The organism is Mesorhizobium sp. M1227 (assembly GCF_040318315.1).
Classification (GTDB): domain Bacteria; phylum Pseudomonadota; class Alphaproteobacteria; order Rhizobiales; family Rhizobiaceae; genus Mesorhizobium.
Genome location: NZ_JAMYLZ010000028.1, coordinates 1 through 23,606 on the forward strand (window position 1 = coordinate 1; position 23,606 = coordinate 23,606).

Consider the following 23,606-nt stretch of genomic DNA (forward strand, 5'->3'; position numbering starts at 1 on the left):
TGCCCTGCAATGGTGGGCAAAGGCCGACCGCTACCATGTGCGCCATGCTGCCTTGTCCGCCGGCTTGGCGTTCCTGCTCGGTCTGGCGATCAATCAGTTCATTTTGCTATTCGTCCACCGGCTGCGGCCCTACGATGCCGGCGTGACGCATCTGCTGATTGCGCCCAGCGCCGACTGGTCGTTTCCCTCCGACCACGCGACAGCCAGCTTTGCGGTTGTTGCTGCTCTTGCAATGCAAGGTCTGCCGCGCCGGACGCTGGCCCTCTCCATCATGGCATTGCTGATCTGTTGGTCGAGAATTTATATCGGCACCCACTATCTCACCGACGTGATAGGCGGTGCCACCACTGGCGTCTTAGGTGCCGTTGTGGTCCGATTTGCCTATCGCGAGAACTCCCGACTGGACAGTCTGGTCACAAGAATTCTCTAGCTCCTTATGTGCCAACGATGAGACGAGCAGCTATCATAGCGGTCCTGTCGCTTGCCTGCGTCTCTGTCGTGCTCGCCGCCGCCCATTCGGGTCGTGATGCGGTCATCCAGGCTCGCCAGGCCTCGATGAAGGAAATGGCCGCGGCGGCAAAGGTGATCGCTGGGATGTTCGACGGCAAGCAGGCGTACGACGCCGCGGCCTTCAAGGCGGCGGCCGAGACCATCCGCGCCCGCACCGGCCCTGCCCTGATTGCCGAATTCCCCAGCGCGACATTGGGCGCGCCTTCAGGCGCCAGGCCGGATATCGACCCCGCCCGCGCGGAGTTCGAAGAGCTGGCTCGCCACATCGGGACGCTGGCCAGCGCCTTGGCCTTCGACGCCGAGCGGGCGCCGCCGCGCATCACCGACGACATGAGAATGGGTTCCGGCCTGGCGATGGGCGGTGGCAGCCTGCTTGGCAAGCGACCATCACTCGCGGAAGCCGATCCCACTAAATTGCCGGCGGAGCACCTCCTGCATCTCATCTTGCAGGATTGCTCGAGCTGCCATTCGAAGTTCAGGCAAAAGGTCGAGTGATAGCGTCAGCTTCGCTGCAGCTGACCCGCCATGAAATTGCGCCAGCCGCCGAAATGCGAAATCTCCTTTGCATCGGTGAGACCGGCACTTTCGACGAGGAAGCCTTTCGGCGAAGTTCCGTCATCAAGCAGAAGCGTGCCGATGCCTAGCGGCGGCGGGATCGCGGCAACAAAACGGCCGAAGGCTTGCGGCGAGAGCCGCCAGACTTCGACCTCGATCGCTGTTCCCTTGCCGTTGCAGATCCGTTCGAGCCCCGGTCGCGGCACCGACTGGCCGGCGAGCGCGTAAAGCCGGTAGAGCGGCGCCGTTCTTGCAGCCCGGGCGAACATTGCGCCGAGCTGCTGCAGCTGGCCGTTCAGCGCCATCCCCGACAGATGCGCGCCGACCACGGCCAGCTCGATCGTGCCTTCATCCACGCCCGCCAGAACATCGCCGCGCTGCGGCTGCGGCCAACCGATAGCACCAAGCGCAAGGCCGCTTGCCGCATGGACATCGCGCGCAAGCGACGCAGTCAGGTGGTCCTTGCCCGCCGCGGCAAGCAAGGTGACGCTCATCGGCAGACCGTCGCTACGGGTTCCGCTCGGCACGGCAATGCCGCACATGTCGAGCAGATTGACGAAGTTGGTGTAGGTGCCGAGCCGGCTGTTGGTGACGATCGGATCGGCCAGCACCGCTTCGACTGTGTAGTGCGTCGGCGCGGTCGGCACGCAGAAAACGTCGACCGAGGCGATGACCGGCGCAAGCTTGGCCTTATAGCCTTGCAGGGCATAGAGCCCGTTGAAAGCGTCCGCAGCGGAAAGTTTTCGCGCACCGCCGATGATCTGCCGCGTCACCGGATGCATGGCGGCCTCGTTGGCATCCATGAAGTCCCTGATCGCGGCGTAACGCTCGGCCACCCAGGCGCCTTCGTAGAGCAGAGTGGCGGTGGCGTAGAAATCACCGAACGGGATTTCGACCAGCCGGCAGCCCAGCGTCTCCAGCGAGGCAAGAGCGGCCTCGAAACCCGCCTGCATCGCCTCGTCGCCGAAGAACGTCCAGTCGGCCCTGGCCGGCACGCCGACAGTCAGCACCGGCGGGCGCGCGGCAAGAGCCTGAATGCAGAGGTCACGTGAATAGGGATCGGCGTCGTCCTTTGCCGCCGCCGCCTCGAACACGTGATAGGCGTCATCGACGGTGAGCGCGAAGACCGAGACGCAGTCGAGCGTCCGGCAGGCCGGCACGACGCCGGCGGCTGATAGCGCGCCGACGCTCGGCTTCAGCCCGACGATGTTGTTGAGGCCGGCGGGTATGCGCCCCGAACCGGCGGTATCGGTGCCGAGCGCGAAGGAGACGATGCCGCGCGCCGTCGCCACGGCCGAGCCGCACGAGGAACCGCCCGGCACCAGTTTCGGGTCGATCGCATTCCTCGGGATTGGATAGGGCGTGCGAACGCCGAGCAGGCCGGTGGCGAACTGGTCGAGATTGGTCTTGCCGACAACCAGCGCGCCGGCGGCCTTGAGCCGCGCGACGACGGTGGCGTCTTTCGCCGGCAAGTAGGCATATTCCGCACAACCCGCCGTGGTCGGCATGCCGGCAACATCGATGTTGTCCTTGACCGCGAACGGCACGCCCCACAGCGGCTTTGCCGCGGGATCGAACGGGCCGAGCTTTTCCGCCTCGGCAAGCAACTCCGCCCTGCTCGCCAGATGGATGAAGATGCCGGGGTCATCGGCCGCCGCGAGCCGCGCATGGACCACATCGATCACCTCGCCAATGCCGACGCCGGCCTGATAGGCAACGTGCAGGCTCGCTATGTCGAAGCGGATGTCGCTCATTTGGCCTCGCCCAGAATGACTACCGGCAGGTTCCACTGGATGAGCACGACGCAGCCATCCTTGGTCCACACCGAATGCTCGGTTCCGACCGGGTTCAGGATCACGCTGCCCGCGGCATGATCGCCGTTCTCGTCGCTCTGCGTGCCTTCCAGCACGATGATCGTCTCCAGCCCGGCATGGCGATGACGCGGCACGCTGGCGCCAGCCCGGTAGTTCAGGATGGCGACCGACGGTTCCATCGGCCCACCCTTGAGCAGCCAATGCACTGTGATGCCTTCGCGAAAATGCTCGAATGGCAGATCACGCCAGCCCCCTTGGATGAGAGCCGCGTATGCGACGTTAGGCATTGGAAAGTCCCTCGAGCACCTGGTCCGTCGTTGCCGTCCAGCCGACGATGGCGCCCTGCGCCCTGATCATGGCAAGGGCTGCCGCCTTGAACTCTGGAAAATAGCTCTCAGTGGCATCCTCCGCCAGAAGGCATTCATAGCCGCGGTCGTTGGCCTCGCGCATCGTCGTCTGCACGCAGACCTCCGTCGTCACCCCGGCAAAGACTAGCTGCTGTGCGCCGAGCCGCTTGAGGTCGTCGCCGAAGCTGGTGGCATAGAACGCGCCCTTGCCGGGTTTTTCGATGACGATCTCGCCAGGCAGTGGGGCAAGTTCATCGAGGATCGCCGTTCCCGGCTCGCCGATGATCAGCACACGACCCATTGGCCCGACATCGCCGATCCTGATCGACGGATTGCCGCGATTGCGCTTGGCCGGCGGCAGATCCGAAAGGTCTGCCTTGTGGCACTCCATCGTGTGGATCACCGGCAGGCCAGCGGCGCGAAACCCCGCGATCAGCCTCTTCACCGTCGGCACGATCGCCGTGACCCGGCTGACGTCATTGCCGAGGCTGGCGCCGAAGCCGCCGGGTTCGGCAAAGTCGCGCTGCATGTCGATGACGACCAGCGCCATCGCCTCAGGCTTGAACACAAACGGAAACGGCAGCGCCTCGATCTCCGCCATCAGTGATGTCCCGCCATGTGCTCGCCGATCGTCTGCACGCTCGCCTGCGCGATCGGCGTTTCATAGACCAGCGCGCCATCCGACATGACGAAGATGCGGTCCGAGAGCTCGAGCAGCTCATCAAGGTCCTCCGACATAAGGAGCACGGCGGCACCGGCGTTGCGCGCCTTCATGATGCGGGCGCGGATTTCGGCGACGGCAGAGAAGTCGAGGCCGAAGCAGGGGTTGGACACGATGAGCAAATCGACCTCGCCGGTCAGCTCGCGCGCCAGCACGGCGCGCTGCACATTGCCGCCCGAGAGCGACGAAATCGGCGAAGCGAGCGATGCCGTCTTGACCTTGAACTGTTCGACCAGGCGGGCCGCGTAGTCCCTGATCGCACTCATCCTGATCCAGTTGACCGGCTTGCCCGCCTCGTTGAGGTCGAAGGTCCGGAAGGCCATGTTTTCCGCCACCGTCATCTTCGGTGCGCAGGCATTGCGCAACGGCTCCTCCGGAATGAAGCGGACATTGAGCGTACGCGCCTCGCTGCGGCTGGCGCCATAGGGCGAGCCTTTCACCAGAACGTCGCCGCCATTGCGCGCCCGCTGTCCGGCAAGGACTTCGAGAAACTCCTTCTGGCCGTTGCCGGAGATGCCGGCAATGCCGACGATCTCACCCGACTTCACATCGAGTTCGCCGATGTCGATGGTTTTCAAACCGGTGCGGTCAGGCGCCTTCAGCGACTTTACCGTCAGCACCTGTCTGGCGCCGGCCGGCACCGGGGCGCGGCTGTCGAGTGCGGCGATCGGTTGGTCGCCAATCATCATCGCCGCCATCTGCTTGTGGGAAAGTTCGGAGACCTTTCCGGTTCCGGTCAGCCTGCCCTTGCGCAGCACGGTGATATCGTCGGCAAAGGCCGTCACCTCGTGGAATTTATGCGAGATCATCAGCACGGTGAGGTCGCCGGTCCTGGTCATGTCGCGCACCAGGCCAAGCACTTCGTGTGCCTCGCCGGGAGTGAGCACCGAAGTCGGCTCGTCGAGCACCAGGAAACTGCGGCCGAGATAGAGCTGCTTGATGATTTCGAGCTTCTGCTTCTCGCCGGCCGCAAGTTCCGCCACCTTGACGTCGAGCGGCAGCTTGAACGGCATACGCTGCATGAATTGCGCAAGTGCGGCGCGCTCCTTGCGCCAGTCGATGACGCCGGGCACCTTCTCGCGCGAAATGACCAGGTTTTCCGCACCGGTCAGCGACGGGACCAGGGTAAAGTGCTGGTAGACCATGCCGAGCCCGAGCGCCGAGGCATCCTTCGGACTGGCGATCGCGACCTCGCGGCCATCGACCAGCATGTCGCCGGCGGTCGGATGGTAAAAACCCGTCATGCATTTGACCAGCGTCGACTTGCCGGCGCCGTTTTCGCCGAGCAGCGCATGGAACGATCCCGCCGGCACCTTGATCGAGACGTCGTCCAGCGCGGTGAAAGCGCCGAAGCGCATGGTCATGCCGATGGTCTCGACGCCGGCGGCTTTCTTGCCGATGCTTCCGCTCAAGATCGTGTCCTCACGGCAGCTGCGCGACGAAGGATGCCGAATTCGACACCGCGCCGAACACGCCGCCCTGCATCTTGATCATCTTGATCGCGGCGAGATGGTTGCCGTAATCGGTCGCGCCGCAGCAATCCTCCAGCATGACGCATTCAAAGCCGCGATCGTTGGCCTCGCGCATCGTCGTGTGGACGCAGACATCGGTGGTGATGCCGGTCAGCACGATGTTTTCGATGCCGCGCTGGCGCAGGATCAGCTCGAGGTCGGTGGCGCAGAACGAGCCCTTGCCCGGCTTGTCGATGATCGGTTCGCCCGCCGCCGGATAGAGGTCGGGGATGATGTCCCAGCCGGGTTCGCCGCGCACCAGGATGCGCCCGGAAGGTCCGGGGTCGCCGATGCCGGCATTGATGCGGCGCGAACGCCAGCGCTTGTTGGCCGGCAGGTCGGCGAGATCGGGCCGGTGGCCCTCGCGCGTGTGGATGATGGTGTAGCCCTTGGCCCGCATGGCTGCGAGCACCGACTTGATCGGCTCGATTGGCGCCCGCACCAGCGAAAGATCGTAACCCATATGATCGACATAGCCGCCCGGCCCGCAGAAATCGGTCTGCATGTCGATGATGATCAATGCCGTATTGTCCGGCCGCAGCTCGCCATTATAGGGCCATGGATAGGGGTCGGCATCGATATAGCGCTGGGTGATCTCGGCTCTGGCGTTCATCGGAAAAACTCCAGTCATTTGGTGATCGACAACTCGCCCGGCGCGCCGGCAAGCGTGCGGCTCGGCGACGAGGTGGCGATCATGATGATGAGCGTGAGGATGTAAGGTGCGGCGTAGAAGAGATAGTAGCCCTGCGTCACCCCGACCGATTGCAACGCCGGGCCTAGCGCGCCCGCACCGCCGAACAATAGTGCCGCGGCAAAGCAGCCGAGCGGATTCCAGCGCGCGAAGATGACCAGCGCCACCGCCATCAGCCCCTGCCCCGACGAGATGCGTTCGGTCCAGCTGCCGGGATAATAGAGCGACAGATAGGCGCCGCCGATGCCAGCAAGCGCACCGCCGACACCTGTCGCAAGCAGGCGCACGGTGTTGGGATTGAGGCCCATGGCGCGCGCCGCATCGGAGCTGTCGCCGACGACGCGCACGATCAGGCCGGCGCGCGTATTGCGGAACGCCCACCATAGGAACACGGCAAGTGCGGCACCAATCAGGAACAGGATGTTGACGTTGAACGCCGCCTGCACCTGCGGGATATCCGACCAGCCACCGAAGGCGATGGCCGGCAGGTCTGGTGCCGAGGGCTGGATGAACGGCTTGCCGAAGAAGAAGGCGAGGCCGGAGCCGAACAGCATCAGCGCGATGCCGATGGCGATGTCGTTCACCCCGCGGAATTTGCAGATCCAGCCGTGGAACAGGCCGAAGCAAAGACCGGCACCGGCGGCAGCCAGCACGCCGAGCCATGGCGAGCCGGTCATCACCGCGACGGCGTAGGCAGTCATCGCACCGAAGACCAGCGTGCCTTCGAGGCCAAGATTGATGCGGCCGGAGCGTTCGGTGATGGCTTCGCCGAGCGAGACGAAGATGAAGGGCGTCGAAACGCGGATGGCGCCGCCGAGAATGGCGAGCGGCACGCCCCACAGGCCGATCTCGGTCGCGTCCATCAGGAGCCTCTCTTCCACAGATCGGGATTGAAGACCTTGAAGCGGCCGTAAAAGGTTTCGCTGAACAGGATGACGACGAAGAGCATGCCTTGCAGCACCAGCACGGTGGCGTCGGGCAGGTCCATGCGGCGCTGGATCAGCCCGCCGGAAGCGCCGATACCGCCGAGCAGGAAAGCGACCGGGATGATGGCGAGCGGATTGTGGCGAGCGAGGAAGGCGACGAGGATGCCGGTATAGCCATAGCCGGCGGCGAGCGAGGCGTTGGCGCTGCCTTGCACGGCGCCGACCTCCAGCATGCCGGCCAGCCCGGCAAAGCCGCCGGCGAGCCCGGTGAAGCCGACGATCAGCGGCCCGACGGCAAGCCCTTGCACCTGAGCTGCCCTGACATTGCCGCCGGCGATGCGGGCGGCAAACCCCCAGCGCGTCTTTTCGATCAACAGCCAGGACAGGACGCAGGCGAGAATGCCGACGACCAGGCCCCAGTGCACGTCCATGCCTGGAATGTTGCCGATGCGGTAGGCATCCGCCAGCGGCTCGGTCGAGGGTTTGTTGAGCGAAGCCGGATCGCGCAGCGGCCCTTCGACCAGATGGTTCATCAGCGCGATGGCGATATAGGCCATCAGCAGGCTGGAGATGGTTTCGTTGACGGCGCGGTAGTGGCGGAGTGCGCCGACGGCACCGATCCAGATGCCGCCGGCGACCGCGCCCGCCACGCCCATCAGCAGGATGACCAGAAAAGCCGGCGCGCCATTCGCCGCGACGCCGATGGCGGCGGCGGCAACGCCGCCCAGCACGATCGCGCCTTCGCCGCCGATGACGACGAGGCCGAGCCGGGCCGGCAGCGCCACGCAGAGCGCTGCCAATAAAAGCGGTGCTGCCCGCGACAGCGAGTTCTGGATCGAGAACCACGAGCCGAAGCCGCCGCGCCACATCGTCTCGTAGAGTTGCACCGGCGATTTGCCGACCAGCGCGATGAACACGCTGAACAGCGCCATGCCGACGATCAGCGCCGCGAGCGGTATGACGAAGGCTTCCGCCTGCCGCGCCGCCCATTCGAGCGCCGCCGGATAATTCCTGGCGCCAAACAGCGCCGGTGCGCCCGCAGTGCTGACAGTGTCTGCCATGGCCTCGTCTCCGATCCGGTTCAGGCGGTCGAACCGACGACGCCCTCGACCAGGTAGTCCATGCTTTCGAGTTCGAGCGCGGTCTCGGCGAAGGCCTGGCCTTCGGTCGCGACGACGACGCCCTTGTTGCTCTTCAGCGGACCCTTGATGACGGAAAAGCCGCCTTTCATCATTTCGGCCAGCGTGCCGTCGAACTGCTTGCGGGCGGCCTCTCCGACAGCGGGGCCGAGCGGGCTCATCTTGACGAAGCCGTCGGCCAGGCCACCGCGCGTGAAATTGGGCAGCGGCGTGCCGGCCACCAGATCGTCGACGAACATCTTGTAGACCTTGGCCCAGTTCCATTCCGCGCCGGTCAGGTATTTTTCCGGCGCCAGCGGGCTCTGGTTGGCATGATAGCCGCAGACGAAGGCGCCACGCCCGGCCGCCGTCTCGACCACCACCTTGGGGCTATCGACATGGCAGGTGATGACGTCGGCACCCTGGTCGACCAGCGCATTGGTGGCCTCGGCCTCCTTGACCGCTAGCGACCACTCGCCGGTGAAGATCACCTGGCAGGTGATGGTCGGGTCGACCGAGCGCGCGCCGAGCAGGAAGGAATTGATGTTGAGCAGCACCTGCGGGATCGGCTTTGCCGCGACGAAGCCGAGCTTCTTGGTTTTGCTGGTGTGACCGGCGACGACGCCGTTCAGATACTGGCCCATGCCGATATAGCCGAAATAGGAACCGGCATTCATCGAATGCTTGTCCTTGTTCCACATGCCACCACAATGGCGGAACTGCACGTCGGGGAATTTCGCGCACATGGCGAGCATGTGCGGATCGAAATAGCCGAACGAGGTCGGGAAGATCAGCGACGCACCGTCGAGATTGATCATCGATTCCATCGTCTTCTGAACGTCGACCGTCTCCGGCACGTTCTCCTCCTCGACGACGGAAATTCCTTCGATCCCCTTCAGCGTGGCGGCCCCTTCGGCATGCGCCTGGTTGTAGCCGTAGTCGTCCTTTGGCCCGACATAGATGAAGCCGACGGTGGCCGTCGCGGCGAAGGCCCTGCTGATCGGAAACGATGCGGACGCAAGGCCGAGCGCCGCTCCGGCGGCGGAGGTTTTGAGCAGGTCGCGGCGGCTAAGCATGAATCTCTTGGACATTGAATGCTCCCTCTGTGGGGCCTTTGGGGCCGGTTAACACCTCAATGAAAGAAGTGTATGCAATCAGCATGCCAGTTTCAGAAATGAGATTTATTCAGTAATATCAATGAGTGTTCCGATGTGGACTGCACAAAGCCGGAGCAATTGCATACACTTTTTGCCTCCAAAATCGCCAATTTGACATGAAGGCTAAAACATAGGCATACAGAGATGCGGAGGAATCGAAGCCGGTGAGTGGCTTACAGCTCTAGCGAAAAGACTGGACGGAGGAGACGTGTCGGGAAAGCGCAATTTGATCAGGTCGGGCACGACCGTCGATCAGATGGTGAGGGCGATCAGCGACCGGATCGTCACCGGTTTCCTGCGCCCGGGCGAAAAGCTCGACGAGGCCTCGCTCGCCGCCCGCTTCGACGTCTCACGCACGCCGATCAGGGAAGCGCTCAGCCGGCTCAGCGCCATGGGGCTGGTCGAAAGGCGGCCGAACCGCGGCGCCACCGTCGCCGTGGTGACGCAGGAGCACCTCGCCTCGATGTTCGAAAGCATGGCCGAGCTTGAAGCGATCTGCGCGCGGTTCTCGGCCGAGCGCATGACCGCTGGCGAGCGCCGCACGCTGGAGGCCGAGCACCAGGCCTCGGCGCGCTTCGTGCAGCTCGGTGCCGAAGAAGAGTATGAGCTTTTCAACACCGAATTCCACACCCGGCTCTATCGCGGCGCCCACAGCAAGCACATTTATGAACTGACCGTCATGACCCGCGGCCGCCTGGCGCCGTTCCGGCGCGCGCAATTCATGCTGCCCGGGCGGCTGGCCCAGTCCTGGCAAGAACATGACGCCATCGTCACCGCAATCATGCGCGGCGACAGTGCGGCGGCCGGAACAGCCGCCAAGGATCATGTCTCGATCGTCAGCGAGGCGAGCGCCGTCTTTGCGATCGGCGATCGCCCCAAAGGCAGGACCGAGCCGTTCCCGACATCGGCTTCCTAACCGTCAATCGACCAGCACGGCGACCACGGCAGCGCAGTCGCCGGCCTTGACCAGCCCCGGAAAATGCCGCGCCGCCAACAGACCGGACATTTTGGCCCGGATCTCCTGCGGAGCGCCGCCGGTGCGGCCTATGGAATGGATACGTGCCAGCACCTGGTTCTCTGCCACCGGCTCGCCGAGATCGATCATGGTTTCGATCATCCCGTCGTCCTCGGCGAACGAGAAGCAATCGCCGGACGGCATGTCGAGCCAGCGGGTTGGCTGCATCTCGACCGCGCCGGCGACGATGCCGGCATGGCGCAGCACATTGAGCACGCCGCGACGTGCGATCCGCACCGTTTCCGCGCGCGAAGTCCCGCCGCCGCCAAGCTCTGTGGTGATGAACAGCTTGCCCATCTCTTCGGCGGCAGTGTCGAACATGCCGACCGCGTCGATCTCCAGCATTTTCATCGACCATGGTGCGGAGAAGGCTTCAACCGCAGCGAAACCCTTCGCTTCCAGCACCTTGTCGGGCCGGATGTGGGCGGCGCAGAACGGCACGAAGTCGAGCGTCTTGCCGCCGGAGTGGAAGTCGAGCGCGATGTCTGTACGGGGCAGAAGCTCGCGCTGGAAATAATCAGCGATCTTCTCGGTCACCGTGCCGTCGGGCCGGCCGGGAAAGCTGCGGTTGAGATTGCCCTTGTCGATCGGCGAGGTGCGCGTGCCGGCGCGGAACGCCGGATAGTTCATCGCCGGCACGATGATGATCGTGCCGCTGACTTGCTTCGGGTCGAGCGTACGGGCGAGGTCATAGAGCGCCAGCGGCCCCTCGTACTCGTCGCCATGATTGCCGCCGGTGAGCAATGCGCTCGGCCCCTTGCCGTTGCGGATGACGCAGATCGGGATCATCACCGACCCCCAGGCGGAATCGTCGCGGCTGTAAGGCAGGCGCAGGAAACCGTGCTGCACGCCGTCGCGCTCGAAATCGACGGTCGGCGTGATCGGTGACGGGCGAAGGCTGGACATCGGACTCAATTCTTCACCACCAGTTTGCGCGGCACATTCGCCAGGCACTCGACGCCCGTCTCGGTGATCAGGATGGATTCGGTGATTTCCAGCCCCATCGTCTCAAGCCACAAGCCGGTCATGAAATGGAAGGTCATACCGGGCTTCAACTCGGTGCGGTCGCCTGGACGCAGGCTCATCGTGCGCTCGCCCCAGTCAGGCGGATAGGAAAGCCCGATCGGGTACCCGGTGCGGTTGTCCTTGACGATGCCGTACCGCTTCAGCACCGCGAAGAAGGCGTTGGCGATGTCCTCGCATGTGTTGCCGGGCTTGGCGGCGGCAAGTCCCGCCTCCATGCCTTCCAGCGTCGCCTTTTCTGCATCGAGGAATTCCGGCGTCGATTTACCAAGGAACACGGTCCGCGACAGCGGGCAGTGATAGCGGTTGTAGCAGCCGGCGATCTCGAAGAAGGTGCCCTCGCCCGATTTCATCGGCCGGTCGTCCCAGGTCAGATGCGGCGCCGATGCGTCGGCGCCTGACGGCAGCAGCGGCACGATCGCCGGATAGTCGCCGCCGATGCCGTCGACGCCGCGCGTGCCGGCATCGTAGATCTCGGCGACCAGGTCGCATTTGCGCATGCCGACCTCGATCTTATCGACGATGCGCTGGTGCATCGCTTCGACGATGCGGGCGGCCTTGCGCATGTAGTCGATTTCGGTCGGGCTCTTCACCGCGCGCTGCCAGTTGACGAGTGCCGTGGCGTCGACGAAGCGGGCATTGGGTAAGTGCTTCTGCAGCGCTGCGAAGGCAGCGGCCGAGAACCAGTAATTGTCCATCTCGACGCCGATGCTGAGCTTGCCCCAGCCGCGATCGGAGAGCACGCTGGACAGAAAATCCATCGGATGGCGCTCGGTCGACTGCACATAGTGGTCGGCATAGCCGATGATGTTGTCGTGCGCGAGATAGGCGGTGCGCTTGGCGCCGTTGGCGTCCTGGCCGCGCCCGTACCACACCGGCTCGCCCGACGGCGGCACGATGACAGCCTGGTGCACGTAGAACGACCAGCCGTCGTAGCCGGTCAGCCAGGCCATGTTGGACGGATCGCTGACGATCAATAGATCGACGCCCTTGGCCTCCATGACCTTCCGCGTTTTGGCGAGGCGCTCCGCATATTCGCCGCGCGAGAATTTCAAATTGGGCTGCATTGTTCTTGGTCCTCGTTTGTTGGGCCTTGCGGCCAGCATCAGCTTTCGAAAATCGTACCGGTCTTGGCTGCACGCGCACGGTCGCGGGCGAGCGTGGCGATCGCCGTGTCCTGCACGCCGGTGCCGGTCAGGTCGGCAATGGTGATGTCGCTGTCCGAGCGCCGGCCATGCCTTTCGCCGGCGATGATGTGGCCAAGCTCGGTGATTTCGGCATCGGACGCCATCACGCCCGCCGCGATAGCATGGTGCAGTTCGCCCAGCCGGCGCGTCTGTTTGGCGCTATCGGCGACGTAGAGATCGGCCATGCGCAGGATCGCCGGCGCGATCTCGTTCTTGTGCTCGGCATCCGAGCCCATGGCAGTGATATGCTGGCCGGCGGAGACGAAGCCGGCCTTGATCAGCGGCTCGGTCGACGGCGTCGTGGTGACGATGATGTCGGCATCGGCCGCAGCCTTTGCCGCGTCGGGCTCGGCGTGAACGGCGATGCCCAGTCTTTCGGACAATGCGTCGGCCGCGGCCTCGGCCTTGGCGGCATCCCTTGCCCAGATGCGAGCCTCGGTGATTGGCCGCACCAGCATCAGCGCCTCGAGCTGCAGTCCGGCCTGAACACCGGCGCCGAAGATCGCGGCAACGGAGGAGTCCGGCCGCGACAGATGTTTGGCGGCGACCGCACCGGCGGCGGCCGTGCGGATGTCGGTGAGATAGCCATTGTCGAGCAGCAGCGCTTCGACCAATCCGGTTTTCGCCGACAGCAGCACCATCATGCCGTTGACGCTGGGCAAGCCGAGCTTGGGATTATCGAAAAAGCCGGGGCTGATCTTGATCGCAAAACCGTCGATACCCGGTACATAGGCGGTCTTGACGTCGACCTCGCCGCGATGCTCGGGAATGTCGAGCCTGAGGATTGGCGGCATCGCCACCTGCAAGGTGGCGAGCGCGCGAAACGCGTTCTCGACGCAGGCAACGGCATCGAGATCAAGCTTCACGATCTTGCGCAATTCAGCTTCGGTGAGGATCGTCATCCGGCTCATGCTGCGCTCTCCGCAATTGCTTCGCCGCAGATGATCTTGCGGTGCAGTGTCATATCGATGTTGCGGCCGGACAGCACGAGCACCGTCGGGCCATTCGCTTTGACCTTGCCGGCAAGCACGGCCGCGATGCCGACCGCGCCGGCGCCTTCGACGATCTCGCGCTCCTGCTCATAGGCATGGCGGATGCCGGCGGCGATCTCGTCCTCGCTGAGCAGGATCACATTGTCGAGCAGGTCGCGGCACATCGAGAAGGTCAGCCGGTTGTCGAGGCCGATGCCGCCGCCGAGTGAATCCGCCAGCGTCGGCAGTTCTTCGACCAAAACCGGATGTCCGGCGTCGAGGCTCGCCTTCATCGCCGCACCGCGCGCCATTGAAACGCCCACCACCTTCGTCGCCGGGCTGACGCCCTTGACGGCAGCGGCAACGCCAGCCGCCAGCCCACCGCCAGAAAGCGGCACCAGCACAAGGGCGGCATCAGGAACCTGTTCGATGATCTCCAGCCCGAGCGTGCCTTGCCCGGCGACAATGGCGGGATGGTCGAAAGGCGGCAGCATGACCAGCCCCTCTTCCGCGACCAGCCGTTCGACCTCCCGCTGCGCATCGTCCTGGCTGTTGCCGACGATGCGGATCCCGGCGCCGAGCCGGCGGATCTCGTCGAGCTTGTTCTGCGGCACCAGCCGCGACATGCAGATCGTCGCGTGGATGCCTTGCAATTGAGCAGCATAGGCAAGTGCCCGGCCGTGGTTGCCGGTCGAGGCCGCGACGACGCCGCGCGCCTTCTCCTCTTCTGTCAGCGAAGCGATAGCGTTCGAGGCACCGCGCAGCTTGAAGGCGCCGGTGGTCTGCCGGTGTTCGAGCTTGAGATAAACAGGAGCGTCCAAGTGCTGGGAAAGACTCCGGGAAGGAACGGTCGGCGTACGCTCGACCTTGCCTGCGATGCGCTCGCGCGCGGCGTGGATTTCGGACAGGCTTATCCTGGACGTGGTCATGGCTCATCAATCAGTTCAGCGGCAGCGTCATCAGACGGCCGAATTCAGGGCGCGGCTCGTCGTCGTCGCAAAGCCGCAGGCAATTCCAGGCCGTCGCCTGGTTGCTGGTGACGACAGGACGGCCGATGGCTTCTTCCATACCGACAACTGCCGCCGCGGACCGCAGTGCCGTGCAGGAGACAAACAGCGCGTCCGAGTGTTCGGCCGTCGCCTCGCGAGCCAGATCGACCAAGGATTTCGGCGCAATCCGCGCCATCTCGCGATCATCCTCGAAGCCGAGGCAAGTGAAGCTGACGATTTCGAAACCATGCTCGGTGAAATAGGTCGCCATCGGCCGGCTGGTCTCGACCGTATAAGGGGTAAGAATGCTGATCGTCCTGGCGCCCAGCGCCTTCAGGCCGCGCACCCCGGCCATCGGCGGCGTAACCACCGGCGCACCGGGTTTCGCGGCCTGCACCGCCGCCTCGATTTGGGCATCGCGGATCACGACGGAAGCTGAGGTGCAGGAATAGCAGATCGCATCGAGCGGCTCGTCGGGCAGGATCAGGGCCGCGGCCGCCGTCAGTGACGGCTGCATCTTGCGCAAATTGTCCGGCGTCGTCGGGTTGGCGTAGGGGATGCGTGCGACATAGACCCCGATGCGGTCGCTTGCCACCATGCGGTGAAAATCCGGTTCGCTCGTATGGTCGGTGGCAAGGATGATCAGGCCGACCCGCTTTTCCAGCGGACGCGCGTCGAGCGGCGGCCGGGCCGAATGCAGGCGGATTTCGGGTGCAGCGCTCATCTTTCGATCCGCCCATAACGGTGTTCCAGCCAGCGCAGCAGCACCACCGAGAACAGGCTGATGGCGAGGAAGAAGGCGCCGACCAACGTGATCGGTTCGATATACCGATAATAGGTATTGGCGACGCTCTTGGCCTGGTTCATCAGTTCCAGCACGGTGATCGCCGACAGCAGCGGCGTCTCTTTGAACATGGCGATGAAATAATTGGCAAGCGCCGGGATCATCGGCGGGATCGCCTGCGGAATGATGATGTGCGTCCAGGTCTGGGTGGCGTTCAGATTGCAGGCCTTGGCCGCTTCCCACTGGCCGCGCGGAACATTATCGATGCCGGCGCGGTAGACCTCGGCCGTGTAAGTGCCGTAATGCAGCCCGAGACCGATGACGCCCGCGACCAGCGGCGGCAACAGGACGCCAAAATCCGGCAGCACGTAGAAGATGAAATAGAGCTGCACCAACAGCGGTGTGCCACGGATGAACTCGGCAAGGAAACCGACGGTGCGCGACAGAGCCCTGTTCGGCGACCGGCGCGCCAACGCGATGCCCAGCCCGACGATCGCCGCCAGTACCGAGCCGAGCAGCGTCGCCAGGATGGTGATCTTCACCCCCTCGATCAGCGTCGGCAGGATCTGCCGGACAAAATCCCAATCCCATTCCATTATCAGGTCCGATCCATCATACGCGCACCCCGTCGAGGCCACGCGCCATGCGGCGTTCCAGCGACCGCACGCCCCAGGAGATGAGCAGCGCCAGGACGAAATAGATGACGAGGATGGTGCTGAACGGCACCAGAGTATTGCCGGTCTGCGAGCGCACCACCTGCGCCTGGAAGGTCAGGTCGGCGAGCGAGATTAGCGAAACGACGGCGGTGGCCTTGAGCAATTCAATGGCGTTGTTGCCGAAGGTTGGCAGCATCACCAGAAGCGCCTGCGGCAGGATGACATGGCGCATGGCTTGCCAGCGGCCGAGATTGAGCGCGGTGCACGCCTCATATTGTTCGCGGCCGATCGACTTGATGGCGCCGCGCACCACTTCCGCTGCATAGGCGCCGACATTGAGGCCCAGCGCCAGCACGCCGGCCTGCAGCGGCGTCAGCGAAATGCCGGCAAAGGGCAGCACGAAATAGGCCCAGAACAGCTGCACGAAAATCGAGGTGCCGCGGAAGAACTCGATATAGGCGGTGGCCAGCGCCCGCAGCACGAAAAACCGCGACAGCCGCCCCAGCCCGGCAAGAAAAGCCATGATCAAGGCCAGCACCGACCCCATCAGCGTCAGCTCGATGGTGACAAGCGCTCCTTGCAATATCAGGCCGAAATAGCCGGACCATTGGGTCATTGGGTCGAAAGTTTCCGCGTTGAATGTCTAGCGACACGTTGCTTCCAGCGTCCTTCTCCCGGTTCACGGGGAGAAGATACCGGCAGGCAGATGGGGGGCAGCGCGAACCAACCGGAGTATGGCGCCGCCCCTCATCCGGCCCTTCGGGCCACCTTCTCCCCGTGAAAGGGGAGAAGGAAGAACGCACCTACTTCGCCGAGCAGAGCTTGTCGCGGCTCGTCGACATTGCCGCCGCCGCCGAGAAGCCGTAAGGCTCGATGATCTTGGCGAACTCGCCGGACTTCTTCAGTTTCGCCAGCTCGACATCATAGGCGTCGCGCAGCGCTTCGTCGCCCTTCTTGAAGGCCGCGCCGTCGCAATAGACCGGCGCACCGACCACCGGCGCGATGACTTCGAGGTTCGGATCATTGGCTTTCTTGACCAGGTCGTTGATCGACAGCACGGGCAGCGAATAAGCATCGATGCGGCCGTCCTGCAGCATTTTCAGGCCGCTCTGGCCGTCCGGCACGACGATGACGCGCTCGCGCGGCACACCTGCGGTGAGCGCCAGCTTCTCTTCAGTGCCGCCACCCGGCGCGCCGATCGTGGCGCTCGCGTCCTTCGCGACGTCCTCGTAGCTCTTGAAGCCCTTCGGGTTGCCCTTCTTCACCAGCATCGCCTCGGCGTCGCACAGCACCGGTTCCGAATAGGCGACCGCAGCACAACGTTCGGGCTTCATGAACAGGCCGGCGGTGACGACGTCGAAACGGCCGGCCTGCAGGCCGGGAATCATCGCGCCATATTCCGAGATCGAGGCGACGATATCGTTGACGCCAAGGCGCTTGAAGATTTCACGGGCAACGTCAGGCGCCGCACCCGAAACCTTGCCGTCGGCAGCGACCGCCGTATAGGGCGGCTCGTTGGCGATGGCGACGCGGGCAAAGCCTTGCGCCTTGAGCTCTTCGAGCTTGCTGTCGTCGGCCGAGCCGGCCGTCGAGGCGGCCAGCACCGCCGTCAGCGCGATACCGGCGACGCCGGCCAAAATGGCAAATTTCTTCATTGTTCCCAACTCCTTGTTTGTCTGTCTTCTTGGCTTGCTTGAGGCGTCGCCGCCTCGCATGGCAGTCAGACCCGATGTCCGGCCGCAATGATCTTCTTCAGGAAACCTTGCGTGCGCTCCTGTTTGGGATGGCGGAAAATCTCGTCGGGCTTGCCCTCCTCGACTATTCTGCCGCGATCGAAGAACAGCACCCGGTCGGCGAAGTCATGGGCGAAACCCATCTCGTGGGTGACCAGCAGCATGGTCATGTCGGTCTCGGCGGCGAGCTTGCGCATGACGTTGAGCACCTCGTCGACGAGCTCAGGGTCGAGCGCCGAGGTGACCTCGTCGAACAGCATGATTTTCGGCGACAGCGCCAGCGCCCGCGCAATCGCGACGCGCTGCTTCTGGCCGCCTGAAAGCTGCGCCGGCATCGCTTTGGCCTTGTCGACCATGCCGACCATGTCGAGCAGTTCCATCGCCCGCTTTTCGGCGGCGGCCCGCGGCACGCCTTTGGTCAGCATCGGTGCCAGCGTCACATTGTCGATGACGCATTTGTGCGGAAACAGATTGAACAGTTGGAAGACCATGCCGATCTTCTGGCGCATCTTTGCCAAATGCCGTTCATCGGCCGTCAGCAGCCGGCCGTTACGCTCCATGTGGTACAACTGTTCACCGTCGACCTGGATGTGGCCGCTGTCGATACGCTCTAGCGTCATCAGGATGCGCAGGATCGTCGTCTTGCCCGAACCCGATGGACCGATCAGTGCCAGCTTCTCGCCGGGCATGACTTGCATCGAGAGGCCGTCCAGCACCTTGAAGGTGCCGAAGCTTTTCGAAATACCGTCGATCTTGATGATGGGCGCCGACAATGAATTTCCCGTGCTGGAGAAGCTATGCCTTTAACGATGCGGATCGCGGCAAATCATGTCAATCAAGAAAATAATATCATGACAATATTTCGAACTCCGCACAATTCCCCGCCATGTGTTCCCTAGATGGCAAGCAGGAGATGCTCGGGATCGCCGAGCAGAAGCTTGGTGACAACGCCGAGACCGGCACGCAGTTCCCCCTCCGTGGTCGAGCCAAGCGAAATCCGGACAGCTGGATGCCAAGGCATCTGCGAAATGCGAAACGACGTACCGGGCGCAATCGCCACGCCCTGCAGGCGCGCCTGGGACACAAAGCTTTCCTCGCCGCGATCCTCGGGCAGTTGCAGCCAGACATGCAGCCCGTCGCGATGAGCCCGATAGTCCACTCCGGCAAGCACCTCGGCGGCTATGTCCAGACGCCGCCGCAAAGCCAGGCGCTGCCATCGCACGAGTTCCATCGCGGTGCCGTCGGTCACCCATTTGGTGGCGATCTCGGCCACCAACGGCGTCGCCATCCAGTTCGAGACGAGATGGCGATTGGCGACCGCGGCGACATAACGATCGGGCGCCGCGAGATAGCCGATGCGCAGGCCCGGCACCACGATCTTGGTAAAGGAGGTGACGTAGAGCGTGCGCTCGGGGGCAAACGCCGCGACCGGCGGCGGACGGTCCTCGACCAGCGGGCCGAGCACGTCGTTTTCGATAATGGCGATGTCGTGCCTGCGCGCCACCGCAGCGATCTGCTCGCGCCGGGCGGCATCCATCAGCGTTGCCGTCGGGTTGATCACCGAGGGCTGCACGAACACGGCGCGGATGTCGGACAGCCGGCAGGCCTCGTCGAGCGCTTCCGGGATCAGCCCATTGTCGTCGATCGGCAAACCCTCGAGGTTGAAGCCGAGATAACGCGCCAGCGGGATCAGCGTGTGGTGGCCGATCGCCTCGGTGGCGACGGTCGAACCGGGCGGCGCTACGCTCATCAGCGCTACCGTCATACCGGCGGTGGCGCCGTTGGTCAGGCTGATGTTCTGCGGCGACGCGTCGAGGCCGCAGAGCCGCAGCCACTCGACACCCACCGCACGGTGGCGTGGGAACACCATGTTCGGCCTGAACGACAGCGCCGAGCTCGACGGCAGGTTTTCGGCGAGCCAGCCCAGTGCCTGCCTCAGCCGCTCCAGATGCATCGGTTCGCAGACCGGCTTCAGGATGGAGAGGTCGATGAGCTCGCCCAGCCGCTCCGGCAGATAGGGCGGCTCCGGCTCGCGGCGCTGCGTCTGCACGAAGCTGCCGCGGCCGACCTCGCCGGAAACCAGCCCGCGGCGGATCAATTCCTCGTAGGCGCGGCTGACCGTCTGCACGGAAAGTTGCAGATCGTCGGCCAGTTGCCGGTGCGTCGGCAAGCGCGCGCCATTGGCCAGGCGCCCGTCATGAATGGCGCGCGCGAACTGGTCGGCGAGCGATTGATAGGCCGGCCGCCGGATAAGAGCGGGATCTGGTCGCCAAAATGTCATGACTTATTAGAGATCGAAATCAGTGCAATTGACAATCGAAATAATGCGCCGTCATGGTGTCCGGCACCGGAAGTGGGCGATCATGGCTGCAGCGAAACTCGATCCGATCGATCTGAAAATACTCGACGCCATCCAGCGCGACGGGCGCATCACCAAGCTGGCGCTGGCCGAGAAAGTCGGCCTGTCGCCGACGCCGTGCTGGATGCGGCTGCGCAAGCTGGAAAAGGCCGGCATCGTCTCGGGCTACCATGCCAGGATCGCCATGCGCGCCATCTCGCCGGTCGCTACCGTGCTGATGGAGGTGACGCTTGCCAGCCACCGCCAGGCCGATTTCGACCGTTTCGAGCGCGTCATCCGCGACATTCCCGAGATCGTCGCCTGCTGGTCTGTCGGCGGCGGCGTCGATTACCTGCTGAAGGTGATGGCGCGCGACATCGACGCCTATCAGCGGCTGGTCGACACTCTGCTCGAACGCGAGATCGGCATCGACCGCTATTTCACATATATCGTCACCAAGACGGTGAAGGAGGAGAGTGTGCTGCCGGTGGCGGACCTGTTGCCGGCATCTTCCTGATACCGGAGAGATCGTCTGCGCGCTCGGTGCAATAGAGACAATCTCTCTACGTGCAGGCACGCAAACAGCCTCTCTGTTTGCGCGGCAGAGATAGTCTTGCGGCATCACCCGAACCGGGAGCCCGATGATGTCCGCACATTTTGCCCGCTCGCAGCGCCATGAAGCACTTGACCGCCTCGCCGACCGACGGCTGCTGCGCGAACTCGCCTATGTCGCTGGCCACTGGACGGCGAGCGAGACCGCGGAGAGTTTCGAGGTGACCGATCCGGCCACCGGATCCACCGTCGCTTTCGTTGCCGCGCTCGATGCCCGGCAGACGACATTGGCGATCGATGCGGCATCGCGCGCCTTTCCTGCCTGGCGCGCATTGCTGCCGCAGGAACGGTCGAAAATCTTGCGAAAATGGTTCGATCTGATCGTCGCCGCCAAAAATGACCTGGCCCTGCTGATGACGCTCGAACAAGGCAAGCCGCTGAAGGAATCGCGCGGCGAGATCGACTACGCAGCCTCTTTTGTCGAGTGGTATGCCGAGGAGGCCAAACGTCTCAACGCCGAAAGCGTCACCAGCCATTTGCCAAATGCCGAGATGGTGGTGCGACGCGAACCGCTCGGTGTCGTCGGCGTCGTCACGCCGTGGAATTTTCCAGCGGCCATGCTGACCCGCAAGGCGGCTGCCGCCCTTGCCGCCGGCTGCACCATCGTCGCGCATCCTTCCTCGGAAACGCCGCTGTCGGCACTGGCGCTGGCCGAGCTTGGCGAACGTGCCGGCCTGCCGGCTGGCGTGTTCAACGTCCTCACCGGCAGGGCTTCGACCATCGTCGGGCGGATGTGCGAAGACCCGCGCGTTCGCGCCATGAGCTTCACCGGCTCGACCGAGGTCGGCAGGTTGATCGCCGCGCAGAGTGCGCCGACGATGAAGCGGCTGGTCATGGAGCTTGGCGGCCATGCGCCGTTGATCGTCTTTGCCGACGCCGATCTCGACAAGGCGGTGAGAATAGCCGTCGACGCCAAATTTGCCACCTCCGGCCAGGACTGCCTCGCCGCCAACCGCATCTATGTCCAGCGTCCGCTCTACGATCGGTTCTGCGCTGCTTTCGCCAAACGCGTCGAGGCATTGCGGACCGGCAATGGCCTGGCTGACGACACCGAAATCGGACCGTTGATGCACGAGCGCGGCGTCAAGAAGATCGAAGAGCAGGTGGCCGATGCGCTCGCCAAAGGCGCGCGTTGCCTGACCGGCGGCAAGCGCCATCCTGCCGGGCCGCTGTTCTACCAGCCGACGCTGCTGGCCGATGTTGACGACGACGCCCTGATCATGCGCGAGGAGACCTTCGGTCCGGTTGCGGCCGTGACGCCCTTCGACAGCGAAGAGGAAGTCGCCGCCCGCGCCAATGCCACCGAGTACGGCCTGGTCGCCTATGTCGTCACTGAAAACGGCGGCCGGCAATTGCGCATGGGCCGCGCGCTCGACTATGGCATGGTCGCCATCAATCGCGTCAGGATCACCGGCGCGCCGATCCCGTTCGGCGGCGTCAAGCAGTCCGGCATCGGCCGGGAGGGCTCGCGTCACGGCCTCGAAGCCTTTACCGATCTCAAATATCTCTGCCTCGACGTAGCGTAAGCCGCGCCCGACACTTTTCCTCAGGAGTAAAAAGATGCTCGATCAGTCAAACGAACTCGCCGCCTGGGACCGCGATCACTTCTTCCATCCCTCGACCCATATGGGCACGCATGCACGGGGTGAATCGCCGACCCGCGTCATCGCCGGCGGCGAAGGCGTCACCATCTGGGACAACAACGGGCGCAAGAGCATCGATGCTTTCGCCGGCCTCTATTGCGTCAATGTCGGCTATGGCCGTCAGAAGATCGCCGACGCCATCGCCGCACAGGCCAAGAACCTCGCCTATTATCACGCCTATGTCGGGCACGGCACCGAGGCGTCGATCACGCTTGCCAAGATGATCATCGACCGCGCGCCGCAGGGCATGTCGAGGGTCTATTTCGGGCTCTCCGGTTCCGACGCCAACGAAACCAACATCAAGCTGATCTGGTACTACAACAACGTGCTCGGCCGGCCGGAGAAGAAGAAGATCATCTCGCGCTGGCGCGGTTATCACGGCTCCGGCATCATGACCGGATCGCTGACCGGCCTCGACCTGTTCCACAACGCCTTCGACCTGCCGCGTGCGCCGGTCCTGCACACCGAGGCGCCCTACTACTTCCGCCGTGCCGACCGCTCGCTGAGCGAGGAGCAGTTTTCGCAACACTGTGCCGACAAGCTCGAGGAGATGATTCTCGCCGAAGGGCCGGAGACGGTCGCCGCGTTCATCGGTGAGCCTATCCTCGGCACCGGCGGCATCGTGCCGCCGCCGGCCGGCTACTGGGAGAAGATCCAGGCGGTGCTGAAGAAATACGACGTGCTTCTGGTTGCCGACGAGGTCGTCACCGGCTTCGGCCGGCTGGGCACCATGTTCGGCTCCGACCACTACGGCATCAAGCCCGACCTGATCACGATCGCCAAGGGCCTGACCTCGGCCTATGCGCCGCTGTCGGGCGTCATCGTGTCAGACAAGGTCTGGCAGGTGCTGGTGCAGGGTTCAGACAAGCTCGGCTCGCTCGGTCATGGCTGGACCTATTCGGCGCATCCGATCTGCGTCGCCGCCGGCGTCGCCAACCTGGAACTGATCGACGAGATGGACCTGGTGCGGAACGCCGGCGAGACCGGCGCCTATTTCCGCGCCGAGCTGACGAAAGCTGTCGGCGGCCACAAAAACGTCGGCGAGGTGCGCGGCGACGGCATGCTGGCGGCGATCGAGTTCGTCGCCGACAAGAACGATCGCGTATTCTTCGACGCCTCGCATAAAATCGGGCCGCAGGTCGCGACCACCCTTGCGGCAAGCGGCGTCATCGGCCGGGCCATGCCGCAGGGCGACATTCTCGGTTTCGCGCCGCCGCTCTGCCTGACGCGGCAAGAGGCCGATATCGTCGTGTCGAGGACGGCCGACGCGGTGAAGAGCGTGTTTGCAAATATCTGAAGAGCCGA

24 protein-coding genes are annotated in these 23,606 nt (G+C 64.1%); 6 read left to right on the plus strand and 18 right to left on the minus strand.

What is annotated here, in order from left to right; genetic code table 11:
- Positions 1 to 430 (plus strand): phosphatase PAP2 family protein (locus tag NKH28_RS25310; protein ID WP_352980678.1); only part of this gene is annotated, 430 nt, incomplete at its 5' end.
- A gap of 17 nt (positions 431 to 447) precedes the next feature.
- Positions 448 to 1,005, plus strand: a complete 558-nt coding sequence (locus NKH28_RS25315; protein WP_352980679.1) for a cytochrome c — start codon at positions 448 to 450, stop codon at positions 1,003 to 1,005.
- A 5-nt stretch (positions 1,006 to 1,010) separates the two neighbouring features.
- Here the strand turns inward: NKH28_RS25315 and atzF are convergent, their stop codons facing one another.
- From atzF to NKH28_RS25355, 8 genes are read right to left on the minus strand one after another with little or no spacing between them, the layout of a single operon-like run.
- A complete protein-coding gene (gene atzF / locus NKH28_RS25320; protein ID WP_352980680.1) occupies positions 1,011 to 2,819 on the minus strand; it encodes an allophanate hydrolase in 1,809 nt (602 codons plus the stop codon).
- The gene (locus NKH28_RS25325) at positions 2,816 to 3,166 is read right to left on the minus strand and encodes a cupin domain-containing protein (protein ID WP_352501326.1); all 351 of its coding nucleotides are present in this window, start codon (positions 3,164 to 3,166) and stop codon (positions 2,816 to 2,818) included. Before NKH28_RS25325 ends, atzF begins: the two co-directional genes overlap by 4 nt.
- Positions 3,159 to 3,827: a cysteine hydrolase family protein gene (locus NKH28_RS25330; RefSeq protein WP_352771278.1), complete on the minus strand. Its 669-nt coding sequence runs from the start codon at positions 3,825 to 3,827 to the stop codon at positions 3,159 to 3,161. Before NKH28_RS25330 ends, NKH28_RS25325 begins: the two co-directional genes overlap by 8 nt.
- Positions 3,827 to 5,359: an ABC transporter ATP-binding protein gene (locus tag NKH28_RS25335; protein ID WP_352980681.1), complete on the minus strand. Its 1,533-nt coding sequence runs from the start codon at positions 5,357 to 5,359 to the stop codon at positions 3,827 to 3,829. The genes NKH28_RS25330 and NKH28_RS25335 overlap by 1 nt, the downstream gene beginning before the upstream one ends.
- 10 nt (positions 5,360 to 5,369) lie before the next feature.
- Positions 5,370 to 6,071 carry a biuret amidohydrolase gene (gene biuH / locus NKH28_RS25340; RefSeq protein ID WP_352980682.1) on the minus strand — a complete coding sequence of 234 codons (702 nt, stop codon included), beginning with the start codon at positions 6,069 to 6,071 and terminating at the stop codon, positions 5,370 to 5,372.
- Between the two features lie 14 nt (positions 6,072 to 6,085).
- Positions 6,086 to 7,012 (minus strand): ABC transporter permease, encoded by a 927-nt coding sequence (locus tag NKH28_RS25345; RefSeq protein ID WP_352980683.1) that lies wholly within the window; start codon positions 7,010 to 7,012, stop codon positions 6,086 to 6,088.
- Complete coding sequence (locus NKH28_RS25350) at positions 7,012 to 8,136, minus strand: ABC transporter permease (protein ID WP_352699442.1); 1,125 nt, start codon at positions 8,134 to 8,136, stop codon at positions 7,012 to 7,014. Before NKH28_RS25350 ends, NKH28_RS25345 begins: the two co-directional genes overlap by 1 nt.
- Before the next feature lie 20 nt (positions 8,137 to 8,156).
- Positions 8,157 to 9,284 (minus strand): BMP family ABC transporter substrate-binding protein, encoded by a 1,128-nt coding sequence (locus NKH28_RS25355; RefSeq protein WP_352980684.1) that lies wholly within the window; start codon positions 9,282 to 9,284, stop codon positions 8,157 to 8,159.
- 322 nt (positions 9,285 to 9,606) lie between these two features.
- Between NKH28_RS25355 and NKH28_RS25360 the strand changes: the two genes are divergently transcribed.
- A complete protein-coding gene (locus NKH28_RS25360) occupies positions 9,607 to 10,266 on the plus strand; it encodes a GntR family transcriptional regulator (RefSeq protein ID WP_023677208.1) in 660 nt (219 codons plus the stop codon).
- A gap of 3 nt (positions 10,267 to 10,269) precedes the next feature.
- On the opposite strand, the gene doeB is transcribed toward NKH28_RS25360, so the two are convergent.
- The 10 genes from doeB to ehuR all read right to left on the minus strand — a co-directional run bounded on the left by doeB (position 10,270) and on the right by ehuR (position 19,989).
- A complete protein-coding gene (doeB, locus tag NKH28_RS25365; RefSeq protein ID WP_023677207.1) occupies positions 10,270 to 11,271 on the minus strand; it encodes a N(2)-acetyl-L-2,4-diaminobutanoate deacetylase DoeB in 1,002 nt (333 codons plus the stop codon).
- A 5-nt stretch (positions 11,272 to 11,276) separates the two neighbouring features.
- Positions 11,277 to 12,455 (minus strand): ectoine hydrolase DoeA, encoded by a 1,179-nt coding sequence (doeA, locus tag NKH28_RS25370; protein ID WP_352980685.1) that lies wholly within the window; start codon positions 12,453 to 12,455, stop codon positions 11,277 to 11,279.
- A gap of 38 nt (positions 12,456 to 12,493) precedes the next feature.
- Positions 12,494 to 13,486, minus strand: coding sequence for a cyclodeaminase (locus tag NKH28_RS25375; RefSeq protein WP_352980686.1), 993 nt, complete (start codon positions 13,484 to 13,486; stop codon positions 12,494 to 12,496).
- Positions 13,483 to 14,475 (minus strand): hydroxyectoine utilization dehydratase EutB, encoded by a 993-nt coding sequence (gene eutB / locus NKH28_RS25380; protein ID WP_352980687.1) that lies wholly within the window; start codon positions 14,473 to 14,475, stop codon positions 13,483 to 13,485. The genes NKH28_RS25375 and eutB overlap by 4 nt, the downstream gene beginning before the upstream one ends.
- Positions 14,476 to 14,485: 10 nt before the next feature.
- Entirely contained in the window at positions 14,486 to 15,259 is a 774-nt protein-coding gene (eutA, locus tag NKH28_RS25385) for an ectoine utilization protein EutA (protein WP_352980688.1), read from the minus strand.
- Positions 15,256 to 15,915: an ectoine/hydroxyectoine ABC transporter permease subunit EhuD gene (gene ehuD / locus NKH28_RS25390; RefSeq protein ID WP_352467665.1), complete on the minus strand. Its 660-nt coding sequence runs from the start codon at positions 15,913 to 15,915 to the stop codon at positions 15,256 to 15,258. The genes eutA and ehuD overlap by 4 nt, the downstream gene beginning before the upstream one ends.
- 16 nt (positions 15,916 to 15,931) lie before the next feature.
- Entirely contained in the window at positions 15,932 to 16,591 is a 660-nt protein-coding gene (gene ehuC, locus NKH28_RS25395; RefSeq protein ID WP_352541675.1) for an ectoine/hydroxyectoine ABC transporter permease subunit EhuC, read from the minus strand.
- 187 nt (positions 16,592 to 16,778) lie between these two features.
- Positions 16,779 to 17,630, minus strand: coding sequence for an ectoine/hydroxyectoine ABC transporter substrate-binding protein EhuB (gene ehuB / locus NKH28_RS25400; protein ID WP_023677200.1), 852 nt, complete (start codon positions 17,628 to 17,630; stop codon positions 16,779 to 16,781).
- A 65-nt stretch (positions 17,631 to 17,695) separates the two neighbouring features.
- A complete protein-coding gene (ehuA, locus tag NKH28_RS25405; protein WP_023677199.1) occupies positions 17,696 to 18,481 on the minus strand; it encodes an ectoine/hydroxyectoine ABC transporter ATP-binding protein EhuA in 786 nt (261 codons plus the stop codon).
- A 122-nt stretch (positions 18,482 to 18,603) separates the two neighbouring features.
- Positions 18,604 to 19,989 carry a MocR-like ectoine utilization transcription factor EhuR gene (gene ehuR / locus NKH28_RS25410; RefSeq protein ID WP_352980689.1) on the minus strand — a complete coding sequence of 462 codons (1,386 nt, stop codon included), beginning with the start codon at positions 19,987 to 19,989 and terminating at the stop codon, positions 18,604 to 18,606.
- A gap of 82 nt (positions 19,990 to 20,071) precedes the next feature.
- Between ehuR and NKH28_RS25415 the strand changes: the two genes are divergently transcribed.
- The 3 genes from NKH28_RS25415 to NKH28_RS25425 all read left to right on the plus strand — a co-directional run bounded on the left by NKH28_RS25415 (position 20,072) and on the right by NKH28_RS25425 (position 23,598).
- A complete protein-coding gene (locus tag NKH28_RS25415; protein WP_352473224.1) occupies positions 20,072 to 20,563 on the plus strand; it encodes an Lrp/AsnC family transcriptional regulator in 492 nt (163 codons plus the stop codon).
- A 127-nt stretch (positions 20,564 to 20,690) separates the two neighbouring features.
- Positions 20,691 to 22,184 (plus strand): NAD-dependent succinate-semialdehyde dehydrogenase, encoded by a 1,494-nt coding sequence (locus NKH28_RS25420; RefSeq protein ID WP_352980690.1) that lies wholly within the window; start codon positions 20,691 to 20,693, stop codon positions 22,182 to 22,184.
- Positions 22,185 to 22,218: 34 nt separating this feature from the next.
- Positions 22,219 to 23,598 carry an aspartate aminotransferase family protein gene (locus NKH28_RS25425; protein ID WP_352980691.1) on the plus strand — a complete coding sequence of 460 codons (1,380 nt, stop codon included), beginning with the start codon at positions 22,219 to 22,221 and terminating at the stop codon, positions 23,596 to 23,598.
- The last annotated feature ends 8 nt before the right edge of the window (positions 23,599 to 23,606 follow it).